This window comes from Bradyrhizobium sp. USDA3010, from assembly GCF_056429065.1.
Genome location: NZ_JBWJZD010000005.1, coordinates 165,179 through 188,068 on the forward strand (window position 1 = coordinate 165,179; position 22,890 = coordinate 188,068).

19 protein-coding genes are annotated in these 22,890 nt (G+C 65.6%); 11 read left to right on the forward strand and 8 right to left on the reverse strand.

The window, feature by feature from the left end; translation table 11 throughout:
* Positions 1-7: 7 nt before the first annotated feature.
* On the forward strand, positions 8-1,783 hold the full coding sequence (locus AC066Y_RS10845; RefSeq protein ID WP_478273869.1) for an acyl-CoA dehydrogenase family protein: 1,776 nt from the start codon (positions 8-10) through the stop codon (positions 1,781-1,783).
* Between the two features lie 20 nt (positions 1,784-1,803).
* On the opposite strand, the gene AC066Y_RS10850 is transcribed toward AC066Y_RS10845, so the two are convergent.
* The 3 genes from AC066Y_RS10850 to AC066Y_RS10860 form a co-directional block, all read right to left on the reverse strand.
* Positions 1,804-3,507, reverse strand: a complete 1,704-nt coding sequence (locus tag AC066Y_RS10850) for a bifunctional protein-serine/threonine kinase/phosphatase (protein ID WP_478273870.1) — start codon at positions 3,505-3,507, stop codon at positions 1,804-1,806.
* 34 nt (positions 3,508-3,541) lie between these two features.
* A complete protein-coding gene (locus tag AC066Y_RS10855; protein WP_478273871.1) occupies positions 3,542-4,801 on the reverse strand; it encodes an MFS transporter in 1,260 nt (419 codons plus the stop codon).
* A gap of 321 nt (positions 4,802-5,122) precedes the next feature.
* Complete coding sequence (locus AC066Y_RS10860; RefSeq protein ID WP_478273872.1) at positions 5,123-5,323, reverse strand: hypothetical protein; 201 nt, start codon at positions 5,321-5,323, stop codon at positions 5,123-5,125.
* 113 nt (positions 5,324-5,436) lie between these two features.
* Here AC066Y_RS10860 and nirB point away from each other — a divergent pair, with 113 nt between their 5' ends.
* From nirB to AC066Y_RS10875, 3 genes are read left to right on the forward strand one after another with little or no spacing between them, the layout of a single operon-like run.
* Positions 5,437-7,896, forward strand: coding sequence for a nitrite reductase large subunit NirB (gene nirB, locus AC066Y_RS10865; protein WP_478273873.1), 2,460 nt, complete (start codon positions 5,437-5,439; stop codon positions 7,894-7,896).
* A complete protein-coding gene (gene nirD / locus AC066Y_RS10870; protein ID WP_478273874.1) occupies positions 7,893-8,222 on the forward strand; it encodes a nitrite reductase small subunit NirD in 330 nt (109 codons plus the stop codon). Before nirB ends, nirD begins: the two co-directional genes overlap by 4 nt.
* A gap of 21 nt (positions 8,223-8,243) precedes the next feature.
* Positions 8,244-10,907: a nitrate reductase gene (locus tag AC066Y_RS10875; RefSeq protein ID WP_478273875.1), complete on the forward strand. Its 2,664-nt coding sequence runs from the start codon at positions 8,244-8,246 to the stop codon at positions 10,905-10,907.
* 30 nt (positions 10,908-10,937) lie between these two features.
* Here AC066Y_RS10875 and AC066Y_RS10880 read toward each other — a convergent pair whose 3' ends face one another.
* A complete protein-coding gene (locus AC066Y_RS10880; RefSeq protein WP_478273876.1) occupies positions 10,938-11,183 on the reverse strand; it encodes a hypothetical protein in 246 nt (81 codons plus the stop codon).
* Between the two features lie 286 nt (positions 11,184-11,469).
* Here AC066Y_RS10880 and AC066Y_RS10885 point away from each other — a divergent pair, with 286 nt between their 5' ends.
* Together AC066Y_RS10885 and AC066Y_RS10890 are read left to right on the forward strand one after the other, a co-directional pair.
* Positions 11,470-12,696 carry a CaiB/BaiF CoA transferase family protein gene (locus tag AC066Y_RS10885; RefSeq protein WP_478273877.1) on the forward strand — a complete coding sequence of 409 codons (1,227 nt, stop codon included), beginning with the start codon at positions 11,470-11,472 and terminating at the stop codon, positions 12,694-12,696.
* A 241-nt stretch (positions 12,697-12,937) separates the two neighbouring features.
* A complete protein-coding gene (locus AC066Y_RS10890; protein ID WP_478273878.1) occupies positions 12,938-13,333 on the forward strand; it encodes a Rid family hydrolase in 396 nt (131 codons plus the stop codon).
* Positions 13,334-13,344: 11 nt separating this feature from the next.
* Here the strand turns inward: AC066Y_RS10890 and AC066Y_RS10895 are convergent, their stop codons facing one another.
* Positions 13,345-14,034 carry a TetR/AcrR family transcriptional regulator gene (locus tag AC066Y_RS10895; RefSeq protein ID WP_176530624.1) on the reverse strand — a complete coding sequence of 230 codons (690 nt, stop codon included), beginning with the start codon at positions 14,032-14,034 and terminating at the stop codon, positions 13,345-13,347.
* Between the two features lie 296 nt (positions 14,035-14,330).
* Here AC066Y_RS10895 and AC066Y_RS10900 point away from each other — a divergent pair, with 296 nt between their 5' ends.
* The 3 genes from AC066Y_RS10900 to AC066Y_RS10910 all read left to right on the forward strand — a co-directional run bounded on the left by AC066Y_RS10900 (position 14,331) and on the right by AC066Y_RS10910 (position 17,880).
* Positions 14,331-15,563, forward strand: a complete 1,233-nt coding sequence (locus AC066Y_RS10900) for an acyl-CoA dehydrogenase family protein (protein ID WP_456762452.1) — start codon at positions 14,331-14,333, stop codon at positions 15,561-15,563.
* Positions 15,564-15,698: 135 nt separating this feature from the next.
* Positions 15,699-16,757 carry a phosphotransferase family protein gene (locus AC066Y_RS10905; protein ID WP_478273879.1) on the forward strand — a complete coding sequence of 353 codons (1,059 nt, stop codon included), beginning with the start codon at positions 15,699-15,701 and terminating at the stop codon, positions 16,755-16,757.
* A 208-nt stretch (positions 16,758-16,965) separates the two neighbouring features.
* Entirely contained in the window at positions 16,966-17,880 is a 915-nt protein-coding gene (locus AC066Y_RS10910) for a DMT family transporter (protein ID WP_478273880.1), read from the forward strand.
* Between the two features lie 36 nt (positions 17,881-17,916).
* On the opposite strand, the gene lepB is transcribed toward AC066Y_RS10910, so the two are convergent.
* The 3 genes from lepB to AC066Y_RS10925 all read right to left on the reverse strand — a co-directional run bounded on the left by lepB (position 17,917) and on the right by AC066Y_RS10925 (position 21,152).
* Positions 17,917-18,675: a signal peptidase I gene (lepB, locus tag AC066Y_RS10915; protein WP_478273881.1), complete on the reverse strand. Its 759-nt coding sequence runs from the start codon at positions 18,673-18,675 to the stop codon at positions 17,917-17,919.
* Positions 18,676-18,714: 39 nt separating this feature from the next.
* Positions 18,715-19,884 carry an acetylornithine deacetylase gene (gene argE / locus AC066Y_RS10920; RefSeq protein ID WP_478273882.1) on the reverse strand — a complete coding sequence of 390 codons (1,170 nt, stop codon included), beginning with the start codon at positions 19,882-19,884 and terminating at the stop codon, positions 18,715-18,717.
* Between the two features lie 482 nt (positions 19,885-20,366).
* Positions 20,367-21,152, reverse strand: a complete 786-nt coding sequence (locus AC066Y_RS10925) for an SDR family NAD(P)-dependent oxidoreductase (RefSeq protein ID WP_478273883.1) — start codon at positions 21,150-21,152, stop codon at positions 20,367-20,369.
* A gap of 140 nt (positions 21,153-21,292) precedes the next feature.
* Here AC066Y_RS10925 and AC066Y_RS10930 point away from each other — a divergent pair, with 140 nt between their 5' ends.
* Both AC066Y_RS10930 and AC066Y_RS10935 read left to right on the forward strand, forming a co-directional pair.
* Positions 21,293-22,000 (forward strand): histidine phosphatase family protein, encoded by a 708-nt coding sequence (locus tag AC066Y_RS10930; protein WP_478273884.1) that lies wholly within the window; start codon positions 21,293-21,295, stop codon positions 21,998-22,000.
* A gap of 76 nt (positions 22,001-22,076) precedes the next feature.
* Complete coding sequence (locus AC066Y_RS10935) at positions 22,077-22,844, forward strand: SDR family NAD(P)-dependent oxidoreductase (RefSeq protein WP_478273885.1); 768 nt, start codon at positions 22,077-22,079, stop codon at positions 22,842-22,844.
* Positions 22,845-22,890: the final 46 nt, after the last annotated feature.

Below are 22,890 nucleotides of genomic sequence, written 5' to 3' on the forward strand. Positions count from 1 at the left end.
AGCCCCGATGCAGATGAGCGCGCGCGACCTTCGCAGCTCCAACGATGCCGCCGATCCGGCCCGTCATATCTCGCATGATTGCGCAGGCCTCAATTTCTATGATCTCGATCGCGGACTTCGCGGCCTTGTGGGGCTCTATTTGTCGCGCGAGGATCGCGAGCGCCTGGAGCCGCACTTCAAGCGTCTCGGCGAACTGGCGGGCGGCAGGCTCGACCGGCTGGCGCGGATTGCCGACAAGCATGCGCCGGTGCTCAATCCGAGGGACGCCTACGGCCGCGACGAGGACTGGATCGATTATCACCCGGCATACCGCGAGATGGAGGCGATCGCCTTCGGCGATTTCCAGTTTCACGCCATGAGCCATCGCGCCGGCGTGTTCGGCATGGACCGGCCGCTGCCGGCCGTGGCCAAGTATGTGTTTCAGTATCTGTTCGTGCAGTCCGAGTTCGGGCTGATGTGCCCGATCAGTGTCACCGACACGTCGACGCACCTGATCCGCAAGTTCGGCTCGGACGAGCTCAAGGCCTATCTGCTGCCGAAGATGCTGTCGGACGACATGGCGACGCTGTGGAAGGGCACCCAGTTCATGACCGAGCGCGCCGGCGGCTCCGATGTCGGCGCGGTCGAGACCGTTGCGCGCCGGGATGGCGACGTCTGGCGTCTGACCGGCGACAAATGGTTCTGCTCGCACGCCGATGCCGACGTCGCGCTGATGCTGGCGCGGCCGGAAGGGGCGCCCGATGGCACCAGGGGGCTCGCACTGTTCGCGCTGCCGCGCCGCCTCAAGGACGGCCGGCGCAACAGCTACCGGATCGTCCGTCTCAAGGACAAGCTCGGCACCAAGTCGATGGCGTCGGGCGAGATCCGGCTCGACAACGCGGTCGCCTATCTGGTCGGTGATCCGGCGCAGGGCCTCAAGCAGATGATGGAGCAGGTCAACCTCTCGCGCCTGTCGCACGGGGTGCGTGCCGCCGCGATGATGCGGCGCTGCGTCAACGAGGCTGTCGTCAGCGCCTCGTCGCGCGCGGCGTTTGGCCGGCGCGTCATGGATTTCCCGCTGCTGCGCCGTCAGCTGATGAAGCTGATCGTGCCGACCGAGCAGGCGCTGTCGATGATGCTGGTGGCCGCGCGCGCGATGGACGATGCCAATGCCGGTTCGGCGCAGGCGAGGGACCTGCTGCGCATCCTGACACCGCTGTTGAAGTACCGCGCCTGCCGCGACAACATTCCGGTCGCTACCGGTGCGATGGAGGTGCGCGGCGGCAACGGCTATATCGAGGAATGGGTGCAGCCGCGGCTGGTGCGCGATGCTCATGTCGGCGTGCTCTGGGAGGGAACCAGCAACATCAACGCGCTCGACATCATTTCGCGCGCCGTCGGCAAGAGCGGCGCGCACCGGGCGCTTCCCGCTGTCCTTCAGGCGCGCCTCGACGAGGCGAAGGTGTTGCCCGAGCCGTTCCGCGAGCGCCTACGCGTTGCGCTCCACCGGGCGATTGCCTTTGCAGAGCGGGTGGCGGCTGATCCCGGCTCGGAGCATGCGGCGCGGCTTGCCGCCAGCGCGCTCTACCATGCCACCTCGGCGATCATGCTCGCATGGGAAGGATCCCAGCCGGAGGTCGATACGCGGCGGCTGTTGCTGTCGCGCTTCGTGCTCGAGCATCGCCTGTCAACGAAGGATCCACTGGCCCCGGCCGACGACGCGTGGGAGCGCGACGCCATCGCGCTGGTGCTCGGGGATGAAGCGGTTCCGCTCGCACGGGCGGCGGCGTTGCTGGTTGCCTGATCGGCGGGGCTTGGCGCGGATCAGTGCCGCGCCAGTAGCACCACGATGATCAGGGCCAGGATGGCGCACAGCACCTTCCAGAAGGTCACGGGATCGCGGTCGTGCAGCGATTTGCGGGTCGTGACCGCGGGGCCGGCCCAGGTGGCGCCGTTTTCCAGCTCGTGCGCGAACTCGATGGCGTCGCCGAAGCGTTGCGCGGGCTCGACGCTGAGCGCCTTGCCGATCACGGCATCGAGCCAGGCCGGCAGGTCCGGCCGGTAGCGTGACAGCGGCGCCGGTTTGCCGAAGCGTGGCCGCGAGAACGGCTCGATCTCGCCGAACGGATAGTTCGCGGTGAACATGCGGTAGACGGTGACACCGAGCGCGAACAGGTCGGAGGCCTCATCCCCGGCCTTGCCGCCGAACAGTTCAGGCGCCATGTAGCTCGCGGTGCCCGGAATATCCTCGGCGGGAAAGTCTTCCAGCAGCGGCACGCGCGCGACGCCGAGGTCGACGAGGCGCAATCCGCCGTCCTTCAGCAGGATCACATTGTCGGGCTTGATGTCGCGATGGATGATGCCGGCGCGGTGCAGCGCCGTGACCGCGCGCACGAGCTTGGTTGCGATCGCGATGCCTTCGGTGAGCGACAGCCGCGGCGCGCGGCCAAGCCGCTGCTCCAGCGTTTCGCCCTCGTAGAGCGGCATTGCCGAATAGAGCCTGGTCTGCCGCTCCGCCGGCAGCTCGATGATTTCGCCGATCCAGAGGCTGCGGACGCGCGCGGCGACCCAGGCCTCGCGCACGAAGGCGAGGCGGTAGGAACCTTCGCTGGCGACCCGCGGATGCGGAAACTTCAGCACGACCTCGCGGCCGGCGCGCTTGTCGGTCGCCTTGAACAGGCGGCTGTAGCGCCCGTCGGACAGCACGTCGTGGAGCGCGAAATCGTCGATCGTGTCGCCGCTCTCCGGCAAGTCGAGGATCGGCAGTGTCGCGATCGCGTGGGTGAGATCGTCGCGATCCGCCGGCGGCAGGTCGACGACGTCCAGCACCAGCGCGGTCGTGTTGTCGCTGCTGCCGGCCGCGAGCGCGGCATCGACGATGCTGTGCGCCGATTCGTCCGGCGGCGTGCGTTCCTCCAGCAGTTGCTGGAGGCGGGAATCGGAGAGGGCGCCGTGAACCCCGTCGCTGCAGATCGCGAGACGGTCATGCTGCCGCAGCCCGACCGAGGTATAGTCGAAGCGGGCGAACTCCTCGAAACCGATGGCGCGGTTGAGCATGTGGGCGAGGTCGCCGCGGCCGGCGATATGGTCCTGCGTCAAGCGCTCCAGCCGTCCGTCGCTCAGGCGGTAGGCGCGGGTGTCGCCGATATGGATCACATGGCATTGCCGTCGCGACAGGATGATCGAGGAGAACGCGCACGCCATGCCGCTGCGCGCGGCATCGACGCGGCCCTGACCGTAGATCCAGCTGTTGGCGGCTTCCAGCGCCCGCGCGGCGCGGCGGCGCACGCCGAGCGTCTCGGGCAGCGAATAATAGGCGTCGATGAAGCTGCGGACCGCGACCTCCGCGGCCTCGCGTCCGCCCTTGTGGCCGCCGACGCCGTCGGCGACCGCGGCCACGACGTCGCGGTGCACTGAGCCCGGCTGGCCGAGGCAGGTCGCGACATAGTCCTCATTCGCGGCGCGCTTGCCGGTCTCGCTGGCGAAGCCGACGCGAACGCCCAAATCCGGTTGCGCGCCATTCGCCACGTCCGAGCTATCCTCTCCCCGGGGGAGCGAGCGGTCAGACGCGCGCTCCCGACACCGCGCCCCAGGTGGTGCGCCAGCGGACCTTGACCATCGCAAGTCCGATGAAGCCAAGCAACGCCAGCGCGCCGAAGAACAGGAAGCCGGCGCCGAAACCGCCGGTCATGCCCTTGGCGAAGCCGAGCATCTGGGCGAGGAAGAAGCCGCCGATGCCGCCGGCGCAGCCGACAAGCCCGGTCATCAGGCCGATCTCGTGGCGGAAGCGCAGCGGGATCAGCTGGAACACCGCGCCATTGCCCATGCCGAGCGCCAGCACGCCGATCGAGAACAGCAGCACCGAGATCCAGGCGATGCGCGGCAGCTCGGTCAACGCCCAGCCGCCCGCAGCCGGCGCCGTCGGGCCCTCCGGCATGAAGGCGATCACGAGATAGGCCGCGACGACGCCGCCGAACAGGATCGACAGCGAACGAATGCCGCCGATGCGGTCGGCAATCATGCCGCCCACGGGGCGGAATCCCGAACCGAACGCGACGATCAGCGCGACCAGCATGCCCGCCGCGACGCCCGAGACGTGATACTGCACGGTGAAATAGAGTGGCAGCGCGTTGGCGAGGCCGACGAAGCCGCCGAAGGTGATGAAGTAGAAGAACATGAACCAGCGGCTGTCGGAATCCTTCAGCAGCGCGCCGTAGGCCTTCAGCGAGATCTTCTTGCGCTCGCCCGGCGCGTCCTTGGCCGCGACGGCGTAATAGGCGAGCACCATCAGCATCGGAATCAAGAGGCAGCCGAACACGGCCTGCCAGCCCCAATGTTCGGCAATGCTCGGCGCGAGCAGGGTATCGAGCACGACGCCCATATTGCCGGCGCCGGCGATGCCCATGACCACGCCCTGATATTGCGGCGGATACCAGCGGCTCGCCTGCGGCAGGGCGACCGCGAACGAGGCGCCGCCAACGCCCAGCGCAAGCCCGAACAGCTCGATCGCGAGCTTGCTGGTCAGCCCGAAGTGCCACACCGACGCGGTCGCGGCGATCACGACGAGCTGGGCGATGATGCCGGTGCGCTTGGCGCCGATGATGTCGGCGAGAATGCCCATCGGCACGCGCAACAGCGCGCCGGCGAGAACGGGAATGGCGACCAGGGTGAACTTCTCGTTCACGGCCAGGTTCATGTCGCGCGCGATGTAGACGATCAGCGGTCCGAGCGCGACCCACGCCATGAAACTGATGTCGAAGTACAGGAACGCGGCGAGCAGGGTCGGCCAGTGACCTGCCTTCTTGAACTCAGCTAGCTTCATCGCAACGTCTCGCGGTGATGCGGCGGAGACGGCCGCACACGTGCGGCTCTCTCGGGCGCAGATAAATCGAATGTGGGTGAATGCGGGTGCGCGCTCGTCGTTGAGACGCACTCCGTCAAAAGTTCAGGTCAGCAATTTGCGTGCCATCGAATCGATCGCGTCGCTTTGCCTTGCAGTCGCAAGACGTTGCCGCGAGATCGCGAACCGAGTCCGGCGATCGGGATTGGCGTGGCTAGCGGCAAGCGCCGCCGTGCAAACGCGCACGCTGATGCTTTCTTGTGCGACGCGCCACAAGCGCGCGATGGCGTATCAATGGCGGGTTCACGATTGCCGTTGCGGCCGGCGATGCTGTGCTGCACAAGAGATCATCGCCGTGGCTAAAAATTCGGCCAGCCGGCCGCGCGGCGCGTCATCGGGCACATTCGAGATCGCGGAAAACCTGTTGATTTTGCATTGAGATTCGTTCGCGCCGGGTTGGCACGCGTTTTGAATATCAACCGACAACGGAACATCGGTCGTCATCGAAGACGGTCTGCGCCCGCGGCTGGGCTTCCTACAACTCCAACCTTTATCGGTGCCCATCAACGACGCACATCGCGTCGCTGCGCAGCGCCGTCGGAATTGAAAGGCAGACCATGCTCGACAAAGTGACCAGGCAGAAGCTCGTGGTGATCGGCAACGGGATGGCCGGCATCCGCACGGTCGAGGCGCTGCTCGAGCGCGCCCCCGATCTCTACGACATCACGGTGTTCGGCTCCGAGCCGTACGGCAATTACAACCGCATCCTGCTGTCGCCGGTGCTCGCCGGCGAGAAGACCGTCGACGACATCATGCTCAATACCGTCGACTGGTATGAGGACAACAACATCACGCTGCGCAAGGGTGAGACGATCAGCATGATCGATCGCCGCACCTGCGAAGTCGTCACCGAGGCAGGCGAGCGCGTTCCCTATGACCGGTTGCTGATCGCGACGGGCTCAAATCCGATCATGCTGCCGCTGCCGGGCAAGGAGCTGCCGGGCGTGATCGGCTTCCGCGACATCTATGATGTCGACCGCATGATCAAGGCCTCGACCGACTATCGCAACGCGGTCGTGATCGGCGGCGGCCTATTGGGCCTCGAAGCCGCCAACGGGCTGATGAAGCGCGGCATGAACGTCACGGTGGTGCATCTGCTCGACACCCTGATGGAGCGCCAGCTCGATCCGGTGGCCGGCGGGCTGCTGCGCAAGTCGCTGGAAGAGCGCGGCATGGTGTTCAAGATGCCGGCACAGACCCAGGCGATCCTGGGCGAGGACCGCGTCACCGGCGTGCGCTTCGGCGACGGCACCGAGCTGCCGGCCGATCTCGTGGTGATGGCGGTCGGCATCCGCCCGAATTTCGAGCTCGCCAAGAAGGCCGGGCTATACTGCGAACGCGGCGTCGTCGTCTCCGACACCATGCAGACCTATGACGGCCGCATCTACGCGGTCGGCGAATGCGTGCAGCACCGCCGCCAGACCTATGGTCTCGTCGCGCCGCTGTTCGACCAGGCCAAGGTCTGCGCCAACCACCTCGCGATGAAGGGCTTTGCCACCTATGACGGCTCGGTCACCTCGACCAAGCTGAAGGTCACCGGCATCGACCTGTTCTCGGCCGGCGACTTCGCGCCGGGGCCGGACAAGGAGGAGATCGTGCTGCAGGACGCCAATCGCGGCGTCTACAAGCGCATCATCCTGAAGGACAAGAAGATCGTCGGCGCCGTGCTCTATGGCGACACCATCGACGGCCCCTGGTACTTCCAGCATCTGCGCGACGGCACCGACGTCTCGCACATGCGCGAGCGGCTGGTGTTCGGCGCCGCCAATCTCGGCGAGGGCGGCGTCAGCGGCCAGAACTCGGTTGCCGCGATGAGCGACGAGACCGAGATCTGCGGCTGCAACGGCGTCTGCAAGGGCGCAATCGTCAAGGCGATCTCCGAGAAGAAGCTGTTCACGCTCGACGACGTCCGCGCCCATACCAAGGCCTCATCGTCCTGCGGCTCCTGCACCGGCCTCGTCGAGCAGGTGCTGGCGTTCACGCTCGGCGGCGACTATTCGGCGGCGCCGAAGGTCAAGCCGCTGTGCAAATGCACCGATCACAGCCATGACGACGTTCGTCGCGTCATCGTCGAGCAGCAGCTCAAGACGATTCCCGCCGTCATGCGCTTCATGGAGTGGAAGACGCTCAACGGCTGCCATTCCTGCCGTCCGGCGCTCAACTACTACCTGCTCGCGACCTGGCCCGGCGAGTATCGCGACGACCAGCAGTCGCGCTTCATCAACGAGCGCGTCCACGCCAACATCCAGAAGGACGGCACCTATTCGGTGGTGCCGCGGATGTGGGGTGGCGTCACCACGCCGAGCGAGTTGCGCGCCATCGCCGACGTTGCCGAGAAGTTCAACATCCCGACGGTGAAGGTCACCGGCGGCCAGCGCATCGACCTGCTCGGCGTCAAGAAGGAAGACCTTCCGGCGGTGTGGGCCGATCTCAACGACGCCGGCATGGTGTCGGGCCATGCCTATGCCAAGGGCCTGCGCACGGTGAAGACCTGCGTCGGCTCCGAATGGTGCCGCTTCGGCACCCAGGACTCTACCGGTCTCGGCGTCAAGCTCGAGAAGTTCATGTGGGGCTCCTGGACGCCGGCCAAGGTCAAGCTCGGCGTCTCGGGCTGCCCGCGCAACTGCGCGGAGGCGACCTGCAAGGACGTCGGCGTGGTCTGCGTCGATTCCGGCTACGAGATCCATTTCGCCGGCGCCGCGGGCTTGCACATCAAGGGCACCGAGTTCCTGACCAAGGTCGAGACCGAGGACGAGACGCTCGAGGTGATCGTGGCGCTGACCCAGCTTTACCGCGAGGAGGGCTGGTATCTCGAGCGCATGTACAAATGGTGCGACCGCGTCGGTCTCGAGCAGATCAGGAAGCGGGTGGTCGACGACCTCACGAACCGCAAGGCGCTGTTCGCCCGCTTTGCCCATTCGCAGCAGTTCGCGCAGACCGATCCGTGGGCCGAGCGCGCCAGCCGCGGCGTTGACCGCAACGAGTTCGCGCCTCTCGCCGAATTGGAGCTCGCATGACCAGCTGGATCGAAATCGGCGCGCTCGACGACATTCCGCGGCTCGGCTCGCGCGTGGTGCGCACGCCAAGCGGCAACATCGCGGTGTTCCGGACCGAGAGCGACGAGGTGTTCGCGCTCGACGACCGCTGCCCGCACAAGGGCGGGCCGCTGTCGCAGGGCATCGTGCACAACAAGCGCGTGACCTGTCCGCTGCATAATTTCGTCATCGAGCTGGCCAGCGGGCAGGCGGTCGCGCCCGACGAAGGCTGCACGCATACTCATCTGGCCAAGGTCGAGAACGGCGTTGTCTGGCTGTCGGTGCGGCAGGCGGCCGCGGTGAGCTGAGCGGGCAAGGATCGGCCAGCCATGTCCGTCAAGACCACGTGTCCCTATTGCGGTGTCGGCTGTGGCGTCATCGCGTCGAGGGACGCGGCGGGCGCCGTTCGGGTCGAGGGAGACAAGCAGCATCCGGCCAATTTCGGCCGGCTCTGCAGTAAGGGCTCGGCGCTCGCCGAGACCATCGATCTCGACGGGCGTCTGCTCGCGCCTGTCGTCGACGGCGCGCCGGCGGGCTGGGATGACGCGCTCGATCGTGTCGCCGATGGCTTCAGTCGCGTTATTCGCGAGCACGGGCCCGACGCGGTCGCGTTCTACGTCTCCGGCCAGCTCCTGACCGAGGACTATTACGTCATCAACAAGCTCGCCAAGGGCTTTGTCGGCACCGCCAATATCGACACCAATTCGCGGCTGTGCATGGCGTCCAGCGTCGCGGGGCACAAGCGTGCCTTCGGCAGCGACACCGTGCCAGGCTGTTACGAGGATCTCGAGCAGGCCGACCTGCTGGTGCTGGTCGGCTCCAACGCGGCGTGGTGCCATCCGATCCTGCATCAGCGCATGCTGGCGGCAAAGGAGAAGAACCCGGCGTGCAAGATCGTGGTGATCGATCCGCGCCGCACTGCGACCTGCGAGGGCGCCGATCTGCATCTGCCGCTGCGCTCGGGCAGCGACTCCGTGCTGTTCAACGGGCTGTTCGCGTTCCTCGCCGGCAGCAGCGCGGTCGATCGCGGCTTTGTCGGCAATTGCACGACAGGAATCGTCGACGCCCTCAAGCAGGTGGCTGGCCTGACCCTGGCGCAGACCGCTGCGACCTGTGGCCTGACCGAGGGCGCGGTCGGCCTGTTCTTCGACTGGTTTACGAAGACCGAGCGCGTCGTCACGCTGTATTCGCAGGGCATCAACCAGTCGTCGAGCGGCGTCGACAAGGTCAACGCCATCATCAATTGCCATCTGTTGACCGGACGTATCGGCCGTCCCGGCATGGGGCCGTTCTCGCTGACCGGGCAGCCCAACGCGATGGGCGGCCGCGAGGTCGGCGGGCTCGCCAACCAGCTTGCCGCGCATATGGAGATCGAGAACCCGGCGCATCGCGAGCTGGTGCAGCGGTTCTGGTGCGCGCCTGTGATTGCGGAGAAGGGCGGGCTGAAGGCGGTCGACATGTTCGATGCGATCGCCGACGGCCGCATCAAGGCGGTATGGATCATCTCCACCAATCCGGTGGTGAGCCTGCCCGATGCCGACCGCGCGCGCGCCGCGCTCGAGGCCTGCGAGCTCGTCGTGGTGACGGATTGCATGCGCGACACCGACACCACGCGGCATGCCAACGTGCTGCTGCCGGCGTTGGCGTGGGGCGAGAAGGACGGCACCGTCACCAATTCCGAGCGCCGGATCTCGCGGCAGCGGCCGTTCCTGTCAGCGCCGGGCGAAGCGCGCGCCGACTGGCGGATCATCTGCGACGTCGCTGTCCGCATGGGATATCCGGGCTTCGACTACGCCTCGGTGGCGGAGGTGTTCCGCGAGCACGCCGAATTGTCGGGCTTTGAGAATAATGGCCAGCGCGATTTTGACATCTCGGCGCTGGCTGCGCTCGATGACGGCGCCTACGACGCGCTGGCGCCGGTGCAGTGGCCGGTCACATCGGACCATCCGGCCGGCACGCCGCGGATGTTCGAGAGCCAGAAGTTCTTCACGCCCGACCGCAAGGCGCGCTTCGTGCCGGTCGCGCCGCGCGCGGCGCGGCATGCGACCAGCCGCGACTTTCCGTTGGTGCTCAACACCGGCCGCGTCCGCGACCAGTGGCACACCATGACCCGGACCGGGAAAACCGGCCGGCTGCTGTCGCACATCTTCGAGCCCTATGCCGAATTCCACCCCGAGGATGCGCGGCAGGCCGGCTTGCAGAACGAGGGACTGGTGCGGCTGACCTCCGGCTGGGGCGAGATGATCGCGCGCGTCGTGGTTAGCGCCGACCAGCGCCGCGGCTGCGTGTTCGTGCCGATGCATTGGAACGAGGAGTTCGCCGGCGAGGGGCGCGTCAACGCGCTGGTCAATCCGGCGGTCGATCCGCTGTCCGGCCAGCCGGAGTCCAAGCACACGCCGGTCAAGGCCGATCCCTATGCGCCGAAATGGCACGCCTTCATCCTGAGCCGCGATGCGATCAAGCGTCCGACGTCCGGCTATTGGGTTTACGGCAGGGCCGGCGATTGCACGCGGCTGGAGCTTGCGCTCGACGTCCGCCCGGAGAGCTGGCGCGACTGGGCGCGGGCGCAGCTCGGCCTCGAAGGCGTCGAGATCGAATGGATCGCCTATCGCGATCCGGCCGCGGGCCGTTTCCGCTACGCGGCGGTGCGCGACGGCCGGCTCGAGGGCTGCGTATTCATCGCGCCCGATCACGCGCTGCCGTCGCGGGCCTGGCTCGCCGGGTTGTTCGCGGAGCAACAATTGTCGGCCAATGCGCGGATGGCGTTGCTGGCGGGGCGGCCGTTCGGCGCCGGCGAGGATGTCGGGCCGATCGTCTGCTCCTGCTTCAGCGTCGGACGGCACCAGATCACCGCCGAGATCAGGAAGGGCGCGCGCAGCGTCGAGGCGATCGGCCGTTGCCTGAAGGCCGGCACCAATTGCGGCGGCTGCAAGCCCGAGATCGGCAAGCTGATCGGCGCCACGGCGCAGCCGCGACAGGCGATCGCGTCCTGAGTCCAGCTATCCGCTCGCGGTGAGCCAAGCCTAGCAGCCGCGGCAGATGCTCTTCAGTTTGCTGTTGAGCAGGCGGTCCTCCTCTTCGGAGGCCGCCTTGGTGTAGGGGTCGTCGGCGTGGCGCTTGTCGGCGGCAAATCCGCCGCCGCGACTGGCGCCGCCGGCATACATGCCGTGCAAGCCGCCGTCATGGCCGTGGCCGCCGCGCGCATCCGCCAGCGGCATTGCGGCCGCAAGCAGGGTCAGCAGCAGTCCGACTGATGCGATCGTCCGCATGATGTCCTTCTCGTCGCGGTAAAATGCCGCTGGTGCTGCGGCAAATCGGTGTCGGCCAACTTCACGATTTCGCGTGGCGGCAATCGGCCCGATACTCGCGGCGGGTTCCCGAAGGACCCCCGCCGCTGCGCCACACGGGGATAGCTTCATGCCGACAATGCAGTGCTCGCGGCAGCAAAATGGTGTATCGGCAAGCTCTGGCGCGCCCAGGAGACGGGCAAGAAGCGGGCAAGTCACGGTCCGGCGCCGGATAATCAAGATTTAGCAAGATTTCGGAGGAACGTTCATGTCGGCTCTGCCACTTTCGGGCATCAAGATTCTCGACCTGACGCGGGTGCTCGCGGGCCCGCTGTCGGCCCAGATGCTGGCGGATCTCGGCGCCGAGGTGATCAAGATCGAGCGGCCCGGCGGCGGCGACGACGCCCGCGCCTTTGGTCCGCCCTATCTCAGGGATCCCGAAGGCAAGGCGAACAACAACAACTCGTTCTACCTCTGCGCCAACCGCAACAAGAAGTCCGTCACCGTCAACATCGCCAAGCCCGAAGGGCAGGCGATCATCCGCGAACTCGCCAAGTCGGTCGACGTGATGATGGAGAACTACAAGGTCGGCGACCTCAAGCGCTACGGCCTCGACTACGACACCATCAAGCAGCTCAACCCCGGCATCATCTATTGCTCGGTGACCGGCTTCGGCCAGACCGGCCCCTACGCCACGCGCGCCGGCTATGACGCGATCCTGCAGGCGATGGGCGGCCTGATGAGCGTGACGGGCCATATCGACGGCGAGCCCGGCGCGGGCCCGATGAAGGTCGGCCCCTCGATCGTCGACTACATGACCGGCATGAACACCTCGATCGGAATTCTGTCGGCGCTGTACCATCGCGACGCCAACAACGGCGAAGGGCAGCATGTTGACGTCTGCCTGTTCGACACGGTGATCGCCTCGCTGTCGCACTGGCTGCAGATCTATCTCGTCAACGGCACCATGCCGCCGCGCCGCGGCACCTGGGGCAATGGCGGCATGCCGGCCGGCGTGTTCCGCTGCACCGACGGCGAATTGATGCTGGTGGTCGGCAATGACGGCCAGTTCCAGCGCACCTGCGCCGTGCTCGGCGAGCCCGAGCTCGCCAACGACAAGCGCTTCGTCAAGAACAACGACCGCGTCGTGCACGGCAAGGAGATCATGGCGATCTTCGCCGGCCTGTTCCTGAAGCATCCAGTCGCCTACTGGCTGGAGAAGCTCGAGGAGGCGGGCGTGCCGTCCGGCCCGATCAACAATTTCGAGCAGGTGTTCAACGATCCGCATGTGCAGTCGCGCGGCATGCGGGTGAAGGTCGATCACCCCTTCGAGCCCAACCTGTCGCTGATCCGCAACGCGCTGACCTTCTCGGGCACCCCGATCACCGACTACCGCGCCCCGCCGCTGCTAGGGGCCGACACCAAGGACGTGCTAGCGACGATCGGCTATGACGACGCCAAGGTCGAAGGGCTGAAGGCGCAGGGGATTCTGTAACACTGACTTCGGAGCCGCGGGCGGTCCGCTCTTCCCGTCATCCTGAGGTGCGAGCGGAGCAAGCCTCGAAGGATGAATCGGCCACCAGCCGGGCCGCGCATCCTTCGAGACGCGCTTCGCGCTCCTCAGGATGACGGGGAGAGGGCTGTTTGGTCGGCTACAACACTTCGACCTGTATCGAATCATCATTGACACGAGCCCGCTAGATTGGCGCCATCGATCCCTATCGAAGGTGCCAATCATGAAACGGGAAGTGGTCCGCGTCGAACCGATCTCGAGCTGGCTGGAGCGCTGGAAGGCGCCGGCGTCGGCAGTCACGCGCGCCGGCAACATGATCTTCGTCTCCGGCCTGCCGCCGTTCGATCCGGCAACCGGCGAGATCGCCGCCGGCGCCTCGATCGAGCGGCAGAGCGAACTGGTGATGGAGCAGCTCAAACAGTGTCTGGAGGCGGCCGGCGCGTCGTTCGACAACGTGATGAAGTGCAACATCTTCTGCACCTCGGCAAAGCACTTCGCGACCTTCAACGCGATCTACCGGAGATATTTCGCGGATGATCTGCCGGCGCGGATCTTCGTCTGCATCCCGGAATGGACCGGGCCGTTCGACATCGAGATCGATTGCATCGCGATCGTGTAGCGCGGAAAACCCTACAAATCCTGGCGCGTCAGCCGGCCGTGCACCACGACCGGCCGCAGCGCCGGCTTGCTCGGCACGTCGCCCATCGTCAGCGCCATCACCGAGACCGTGACCACGCGATCGATGATGGCGCGGACGTCGTCGAGATCGCATTTGCCTTCCGACAGCCGCAGCAGGCGTTCCTTCTCGCGGATGGTGTGGTGCGCCATCGCGAGCGCGAAGTGCAGGCCCCAGTACAGCTCGGTGTCGTCGCGGCCCGGCATCGCGCGGCGCATTGCCGCGGCGAATTTGCGCAAATGATCGACCTCGCGGTTCTTGATGCGGCGGATCGGCGGCACCGATTCGATCGAGGCGCGGATCATGAAGCGCGCCGCGGTCGAGCCCTCACGATCGGGCCCGAGACAGCCGCGCAAAGTGGGGCCGACGAGGGCGCGCATGATGTCCTCGATCGAGGCGCGTCCACCGCCTGACTCTTCCGCAGCCTTCAATTCATTGAGACGTTCGCGGTTGGTCTGGATGCTGCGGGTGACGAACAGCTCCGCGATCAATTCGTCCTTGGAGCCGAAATGATAGTTCACCGCCGCGAGGTTGACGTTCGCCTCGGCGACGATGTCGCGCAGCGTGACGTCGCCGAAGCCGCGGTCGGCATAGAGCCGCTCGGCGGCGGCGAGAATGGCGGATCGGGTCTGGTCGCTGGCCATTGTCTTGAGCCTTTCCGTTATTCCGCGGTGCGCCGGGGAATGACGAAGACGACGGGGAGTTGCATTTCAAACATTTGTATGAAACTATCGTTTGAAGAGCCGGAAATGTCAATCCGCTGATCGCGGGGTGGCGTTCTGGCACACCACCGCCGCCGTTTCCGCGAACGCCCTTGCGGGCCGCGGAGGCGGGGTCAACAATGTTGCCCAAACGCCAAGGCCCGAGTTCAAGGCCCGAGTTCAAGGCCCAGTCCGCGGTCCAGGTCCAAAGCCCAAGTCTAGGAAACGAGGAGCGTCCCATGGATTTCACGATGTCGGCCAGGCAGAAGGAATGGCTTGAGCGCGTTCAGGCTTTCATGAAAACGCATGTCCGCCCCGCCGTGCCGATCTACGACAAGCAGGACGCCGAAGGCCCGCGCTGGAAGGTGATCCCGATCCTTGAGGATCTGAAGAAGAAGGCGAAGGCCGAGGGCCTCTGGAACATGTTCATGCCGCCGTCCTCGCACGAGGATGACGAATTCCACGGCGCGGGATTGAGCAACCTCGAATACGCGCTGCTGTCGGAAGAGATGGGCCGCATCTCCTGGGCCTCGGAAGTGTTCAATTGCTCCGCCCCCGATACCGGCAACATGGAAGTGTTCATCCGCTACGGCACCAAGGAGCAGAAGCGCAAATGGCTGCGCCCGCTGATGGACGGCGAGATCCGTTCCGCCTTCCTGATGACCGAGCCGGCGGTTGCTTCCTCTGACGCCACCAACATCGAGACCCGCATCGAGAAGGACGGCGATCACTACGTCATCAACGGCCGCAAATGGTGGTCGTCGGGCGTCGGCGATCCCCGTTGCAAGGTCGCGATCCTGATGGGCAAGACCGACTTCAACGCCGCCAAGCATCAGCAGCAGTCGCAGATCCTGGTGCCGCTCGACACCCCCGGCATCAAGGTCGAGAAGATGCTGCCGGTGTTCGGCTTCGACGACGCACCGCACGGCCACGCTCAGGTGCTGCTCGAAAACGTCCGCGTGCCGAAGGAGAATATCCTGCTCGGCGAGGGCCGCGGCTTCGAGATCGCGCAGGGCCGTCTCGGCCCGGGCCGCATCCATCACTGCATGCGCACCATCGGCCAAGCCGAGGAAGCTCTGGAGAAGATGGTGAAGCGGCTCGCCTCGCGCACCGCGTTCGGCAAGAAGATCATCGAGCACTCGGTCTGGGAGCAGCGCATCGGCGAGGCCCGCACCGATATCGAGATGAACCGTCTGTTGTGCCTCAAGGCCGCCGACATGATGGATAAGGTCGGCAACAAGACCGCGCAGGCCGAGATCGCGATGATCAAGGTCGCAGCTCCGAACATGGCGCTGAAGATCATCGACCAGGCGATCCAGGCCTATGGCGGCGGCGGCGTCTCCGACGAGGCCGGGCTCGCGAAGGCCTATGCCCACATCCGCACGCTTCGCCTGGCGGACGGTCCGGACGAGGTGCACAATCGCGCCATTGCCAGACTTGAACTTCGGAAGTATGCAAACACGTCGCACTGAGCATGACGCGGAATGCATGGTGTTCGCGCTGACATCGTGCTCAGAATGAAAAAGAGAAATCAGGCTGGCGTGCCAGCCTGATCGCGGCAGCGCCCGGCGGTGCTGCCGAGAAAAATGAGTTGAGGGAGCGTCATCGTGGCGGACGGCGTCAGGAAAGACGAAGAATTTTCCGGCACAAGGGAAGTCGAGGAGCGCCATCGTATCAACGAGGCGAACCTCGCGGCCTGGATGCAGGAACAGGTCGAGGGCTATCAGGGCCCGCTCAAGGTCCTGCAGTTCAAGGGTGGCCAGTCCAACCCGACCTACAAGCTCGAAACCCCCGGCCGTAACTATGTGATGCGCCGCCGGCCGTTCGGTAAATTGTTGCCGTCGGCCCATGCGGTGGATCGCGAGTTCCGCGTCATCGCGGCGCTCGGCAAGCAGAATTTTCCGGTCGCGAAAGCCTACGCGCTATGCACCGACGATGCGGTGATCGGCTCGGCCTTCTACGTCATGTCGATGGAGGAGGGGCGGGTGTTCTGGGATCCGACGCTGCCGAGCCAGCAGCCCGACGCGCGCCGCAAGATCTTCACCAGCAAGATCGAGACGCTGGCGAAGCTGCACATGCTCGATCCCGAAAAGATCGGCCTCGGCGATTTCGGCAAGCCCGGCAATTATTTTGCGCGCCAGGTCGACCGCTGGACCAAGCAGTATCGCGCCTCCGAGACGCAGCACATTCCCGAATTCGAGAAGCTCGCGGAGTGGCTGCCGAAGACGGTGCCGGAGCAGAAGCGCGTCTCGGTCGTGCACGGCGACTATCGCCTCGACAACATGATCTTCCACGCCACCGAGCCGCGGGTGCAGGCGGTGCTCGACTGGGAATTGTCGACGCTCGGCGATCCCATGGCCGACTTCACCTATCTGTTGATGCAGTGGACCATGCCGGGCCTCGCCAATGCCGACCTCAAGGCGTTGAACATTCCGAGCCAGGACGAGGCCGCACAGATCTACTGCGACGTCACCGGCATGGCTGTGCCGGATCTGAACTGGTATTTCTCCTACAACCTGTTCCGCCTCGCCGGCATCACGCAGGGCATTGCGGGCCGGGTCCGCGACGGCACCGCCGCGAATGCCAAGGCTCTCGAATCGGCCAAGCGCACCGTGCCGCTGTCGCAGGCGTCCTGGGAATACGCACAGAAGGCCGGCGCAACCTGATCCGAGAAACGCGGCGCGATCCTCAGGGCTCGCGCCGCTTTTCTCTTAACCTCGCCCCGCAAGAGCGGGGCGAGGGGGCAAAGGGCAACCGCTTCTGCGTGGTCTGCATGTTTCCGCATTGTAGCCATCTGTGACTTGAGTTCGCTGCGCCGCTTTGGCAAGTCAGTCCGGTCAACGCCCGCCCCGGTCCTGATCGGACACTTTCACCTTGGCCCTTTCTTCGAATCTTCGCGGCAGCCTGTTCATGGCTGCGGCCATGGCCAGCTTCACGGCCAACGACGCCATCACCAAGGCGGTGTCGGCGGAGCTCAACATCGGCGAGATCCTGCTGGTCCGCGGCCTGGTCGCGATGGTGCTGGTCGCGGCACTCGCCTGGTATCGTGACGCGCTGCGCCGCTTTGGCGCACTGCTGATCTGGCCGGTCGGACTGCGCGTGATGGGCGAGATCGGCGGCACGCTGACCTATCTCTCGGCGATTTCGCAGATCCCGCTCGCCAACGCGTCGGCGATCTTCCAGGCGCTGCCGCTGGTAATCACGTTAGGGGCGGCGCTGGTGTTCGGCGAGCCGGTCGGCTGGCGGCGCTGGCTCGCGATAGCCGCTGGCTTCATCGGCGTGCTGGTCATCGTGCGGCCGGGGGCAGAGGGCTTTAGCCAGGCCTCGCTTCTGGCGCTGGCGTCGGTCGGCTTCTGCGCGGTGCGCGATCTCGCCACCCGCCGCATCCCGAAACAGCTGCCGACCGTGTTCATCACGCTGCTCACCACCGTGACGGTGACGACGGCCGGCGCTGCCGTTCTGGTCCCGCTTGGCGGCTGGAAGCCGCCGTCGGGCCACGCCCTCGGCCTGCTCACATTCGCCGCCGTGCTGATCCTGATCGGCTATCAATGCATCATCGTGTCGCTGCGCACGGGCGACATCTCGGCGGTGGCGCCGTTCCGTTACTCCGCGCTGCTGTGGGCGATGCTGCTCGGCTATTTCGCCTTCGGCCACAGGCCCGATGTTCAGATGCTCGCCGGCGCTGCGATCATCGTGGCGTCCGGCCTCTATGCCTTCTACCGCGAGCGCAAGCGCGACAAGCTCCGCCCGGCCGCGACGGGGCCGGGCCTGCCGCCGGACGGGTTGTGATGCTGTGTAGGCCTAACCCGCCCTACGCTCTGAACATCAGTGAATGCCGGTGAATAGCCGTTTCCAGCGCACCGACGACGGCCAGCGCCACACTTGCCATGCCGGTGCTTCGTTGCCGATCGAGAAGAAGATCACCTTGGCTTGTCCGATGAGGTTCTCGAACGGCACGTAGCCGACGCCGCCGCGCGCAGGCGGCACGCGGCTGTCGGCCGAGTTGTCGCGGTTGTCGCCCATCGCGAAGAAATGCCCCGGCGGCACCACGTAGACCGGCGTGTTGTCGTATTCGGAACGTTCGATGCGATCGAGCGTGTCGTAGCTGACCCCATTCGGCAGGGTCTCGTGCCAACGCTTGACGCGGACCGGGCGCGGCCCCTCGTCGCGATCGACATAGTCATCGACCCGCTCGCGCTTGACCGCGGTGCCGTTGATGTACAGCTGCCCGTCGATCATTTGAATGCGATCGCCGGGCAGGCCGATCACGCGCTTGATGAAATCAACGGAGTCGTCGCTCGGCAGCCGGAACACCACGACGTCGCCCGGCCTGGGTTCGGAGCCGAAGATGCGGCCCGAGAACAGCGGAGGCGAGAAGGGCAGGGAGTAGTGCGTGTAGCCGTAGCTGTATTTCGAGAGAAAAAGGTAGTCGCCGACCAGCAACGTCGATTCCATCGACTCCGACGGAATGTTGAAGGACTGGAACAGGAAGGTGCGGATGACAAGCGCGATGAGCAGCGCCTGCACGGCCACGCGGATGGTTTCCGCCACTCCGCCTTGCTGACGTTCTTTCTCGGTCGACATGGTCGCGGGTTCCTGTTTCACGCCTTGCGCAGCAGAGTATCACTTCGCGCAATGCGCGATCAGCCGCGCGACGAATTCTCCGCAAGCCTCGAGCTGCGACATCTCGACGAACTCGTCCGGCGTGTGCGCCTGCGCGATCGAGCCGGGGCCGACCACCACCGACGGCACATCGGCCATGCTGACGAACAGGCTGGCCTCGGTGCCGAACGCGACCTTGGCGTGGTCGTTGCGGCCGGCGAGCTGCTTGGCGAGCGTGACGATGGGCGCATCGGCTGCGGTGTCGAGTGCGGGGTAGTCGAGGATCTCCTCGAAATCGATGCCACACTCCGGATGCCGCTTGCGCATGGCAGGCTCGATCTCGGCCTTGGCCCAGGCGATGATCGCGTCCGTCACCTGCCGGGACTCGGTGATGCCGATGCCGCGGCATTCGAATTCCACCACGCAACTGTCAGGCACGATGTTCAGCGCGGCGCCGCCATGCACGATGCTGGTGAGCAGGGTCGAGTGCGGGACGTCGTAGAGGCTGTCTCGCTCGGCATCCGCGGCCAGCAGCGCGGCGCGGCGGCGGATTTCGGTGATCAGGTCGGCCGCGTATTCGATGGCGTTGACGCCGTCGGGCGCGATCGAGGAATGCCGGGCGAGCCCGCGGAACGTGGCGCGCACGCCGTGCTTGCCCTTGTGCCCGATGGTCACCTGCATCTGCGTCGGCTCGCCGACGAAGCAGCCGAGCGGCTTGATCGGCTTGCGTGCGACGTCGCGCAGCATCGGGCGCACGCCGACGCAACCGATCTCCTCGTCATAGGAGATCGCAAGATTGATCGGCGTCTTCAGATCGGCCGCGAGCATTTCCGGAACCATCGCGAGACAGACCGCGACAAAGCCCTTCATGTCGGTGGTGCCGCGGCCGTACAGCCGCCCGTCACGCTCGACGAGCTCGAACGGGTTGTGGCTCCAGTCCTGTCCCGCGACCGGCACGACATCGGTATGCCCCGACAGAACCAGTCCGGGTTTGTCCTCGGGGCCGACCGTGACCCACAGCGAGGATTTCCGTCCGGTGTCATCGACGATGCGCTGTCCGCTGACGCCAAGCGAGGCAAGGTAGCGCTCGATGTAGTCGATCAGGGGCAGGTTGCTGCGGTCGCTTATCGTGTCGAACGCGACGAGGTCGGCCAATAGCTTGCGGATACGGTCGGGGCGTTGATGTTGCATTGCCTGTTCGTGTGCGAGGGAGTGCGCGAGGAATTGCTGATGTACCGGCGATCCTGCCAGCAAAGTATAACAGCTGGTTTGCCTGCCGGGGCCAAGCAATATTCGGGCCGCTGCGGGACGTTATTGCGGGTCCGCTTCCATCGCCCGGCTTTCCCTGCGCCCTCTTCAAGAGAGAGGGCGGAACGAAGAGCAAAGCTCGGACAGATCATGTCGCGAGAATGCGATTGTTTGACTCTCGATGTCGCAACAAATTCGATGTCGTCCTGGCGAAAGCCAGGACCCATTACCCCAAATGGCAATTGTTATGCGATGCTGGGGCCACGGCTTGTTTCCAACAACACAACCCTGTGGTTATGGGTCCCGGCTTTCGCCGGGACGACGGTCGTGAATGTGGAGTCATCCGGGCCGCAGGGACGACGGTGGTGAATGTGGCGCCGTCATCGCACCATGCAGACTCGCGCCGCGAACGGAGAATGCCGTTGCTAGATCGGCTTGCCCGTATACGGCATCGACGCGGTGAGGCCGCCGTCGACCGGGATGGCCTGGCCGTTGACGTAGGACGCCTCGTCGCTCGCCAGGAACAATCCCATCGCCGCGAGTTCGTGCGGCTGGCCGGGACGCTTCAGCGGATTGAGCTGGCCGATCTTGTCCTGGGTGCCGCGCTCCTTGGCGCGATCGAACACCGGCTTGGTCATGCCGGTCTCGATCAGGCCCGGGCAGACCGCGTTGATGCGCACGCCGGTGCCGGAGAGCGAGTAGGCGGTGGTCTGCACCAGGCTGATCACGCCGGCCTTGCTCGCGCCATAGGGATGTCCGCTGGCGCCGGCCTTCAGGCCTGCGACAGAGGCGGTGCAGATGATCGAGCCGGAGCCCTGCTTGGTCATGTGCGGGATCGAATGCTTGATCGCGAGGAAGGGCCCGATCAGATTGATGCGCAACACTTCCTGCCAGTGCTCCACGGTCTGGTCGGCGAGCGGCACGAGGCCGCCGCTGACGCCGGCATTGGCCCAGATCGCATCGAGCTTGCCGTATTTCGAAACCGCCTTGTCGATGAAGGCCTTCACGTCGCTCTCCGAGCCGGCATCGGCGGTGACGGCTTCGACCGTGCCGCCGGCATCGCGCACCAGCTTGGCGGTCTCGTTGACGCCCTCGGTGCGATCGACCGCGATCAGCTTGGCGCCTTCCCTGGTGAACAGCAGCGAGGCGGCGCGGCCGATGCCGCTTCCAGCGCCGGTGATGATGACGGATTTGCCTTCGAGGCGGCCCATGGTTTTTCTCCCTGTTCACATGGTCCGTGGCGCGTCTGCCGCGCGACGGAATTCAAACAAAATTTCAAACGTCCGAAGCACTTGAGACGATGTGCGGTGTGACGTACAGCGACGGGGGACACTATTGAAGGGCTCATCCGATGTCCAATCCAGACAAGCCTAACGTGACGGTGACGCGGTGGTGGTGGGTTCGCCACGCGCCGGTGCGCAGCGACGGCGGCAACATCTACGGACAAGAGGATATCGACTGCGACACCGGCGACATCGAAGTGTTCGAGGCGGTCGCCAAGATGCTGCCGCGCGATGCGGTCTGGTATTCGAGCAATCTGAAGCGCACGCACAAGACCGCGGAAGCGATCTGGGCCGCAGGTTTTCCGAAACCGGCCAACATGACGCAGGAACGCGACTTCGCCGAACAGCATCTCGGCGAGTGGCAGGGCATGAACCGGGCCGCACTGCTCGCGCGCCAGCCACCCGGCAGAAGCTGGTTTGCCGACGTCAACGAGCCCGCGCCCGGCGGCGAGAGCTTCATGGATCTCTATACGCGGGTCTGCCGCACGATCGTGCGGATCACGGCCGCGGAGCCGGGCAAGAACATCATCGCGGTCGGCCATGGCGGCGTGATCCGGGCCGCGGTCGGTCTTGCGCTCGGCGGCCAGCCGGACCGGGGCCTGTCGTTCGACATCGACAACGTTTCGGTGACGCGGCTCGATCACATCGCGGGCATCGGCCTGTCGACCTGGCGGCTGCCGATGGTGAACCAGCAGCCCTGGATCGCCGATCCCAGGCACGCCGCGATGCATCAGCCGTCCGGACCTGAAGTCCGGCCGGCGAGCAAGCTTGCGTGATTGCTGCTATCGCAACACCGGAACGCTGCCTAAGCTCAACCGCAGAATTCAAACGCCTTACATCAGGGAGAGAAACATGACCTTGTTCGACATGAAGGGAAAAGTCGCCGTCATCACCGGCTCGACGCGCGGCATCGGGCTCGCCATTGCCGAGCGCATGGCCGAGCACGGCGCCAAGGTGGTGATCTCCTCGCGCAAGGCCGACGTCTGCGAGCAGGTCGCGGGCGACATCAACGGCAAGTTCGGCAAGGGCACCGCGGTCGCGATCGCCGCCAACATCTCCTCGAAGGAAAACCTGCAAAATCTGGTCGACGAGAGCAATCGCGCCTTCGGCAAGATCGACGTGCTGGTCTGCAACGCGGCGTCGAACCCGTATTACGGTCCGCTCGCCGGCATCTCCGACGATCAGTTCCGCAAGATCCTCGACAACAACATCGTCGCCAACAACTGGCTGATCTCGATGGTGGTGCCGCAGATGATCGAGCGCAAGGACGGCTCCATCATCATCGTGTCCTCGATCGGCGGCCTCAAGGGCTCGACCGTGCTCGGCGCCTACGCGATCTCGAAGGCCGCCGACATGCAGCTCGCGCGCAACCTCGCCTGCGAGTATGGCAAGCACAATATCCGCGTGAACTGCATCGCGCCGGGCCTGATCAAGACTGATTTCGCCAAGGCGCTGTGGGACAATCCGGACACGCTGAAGGCCTCGACCGCGCGCTCGCCGCTGCTGCGGATCGGCGTGCCTGACGAGATCGCCGGCGCGGCCGTGATGATGGGTTCGCGGGCCGGTGACTTCATGACCGGCCAGACCATCGTGATCGACGGCGGCGCAACGATCAGCTGAGGCTCGCTGTCGGTGCGCAAAGCGCGCCACACGTTCATCTGTCATC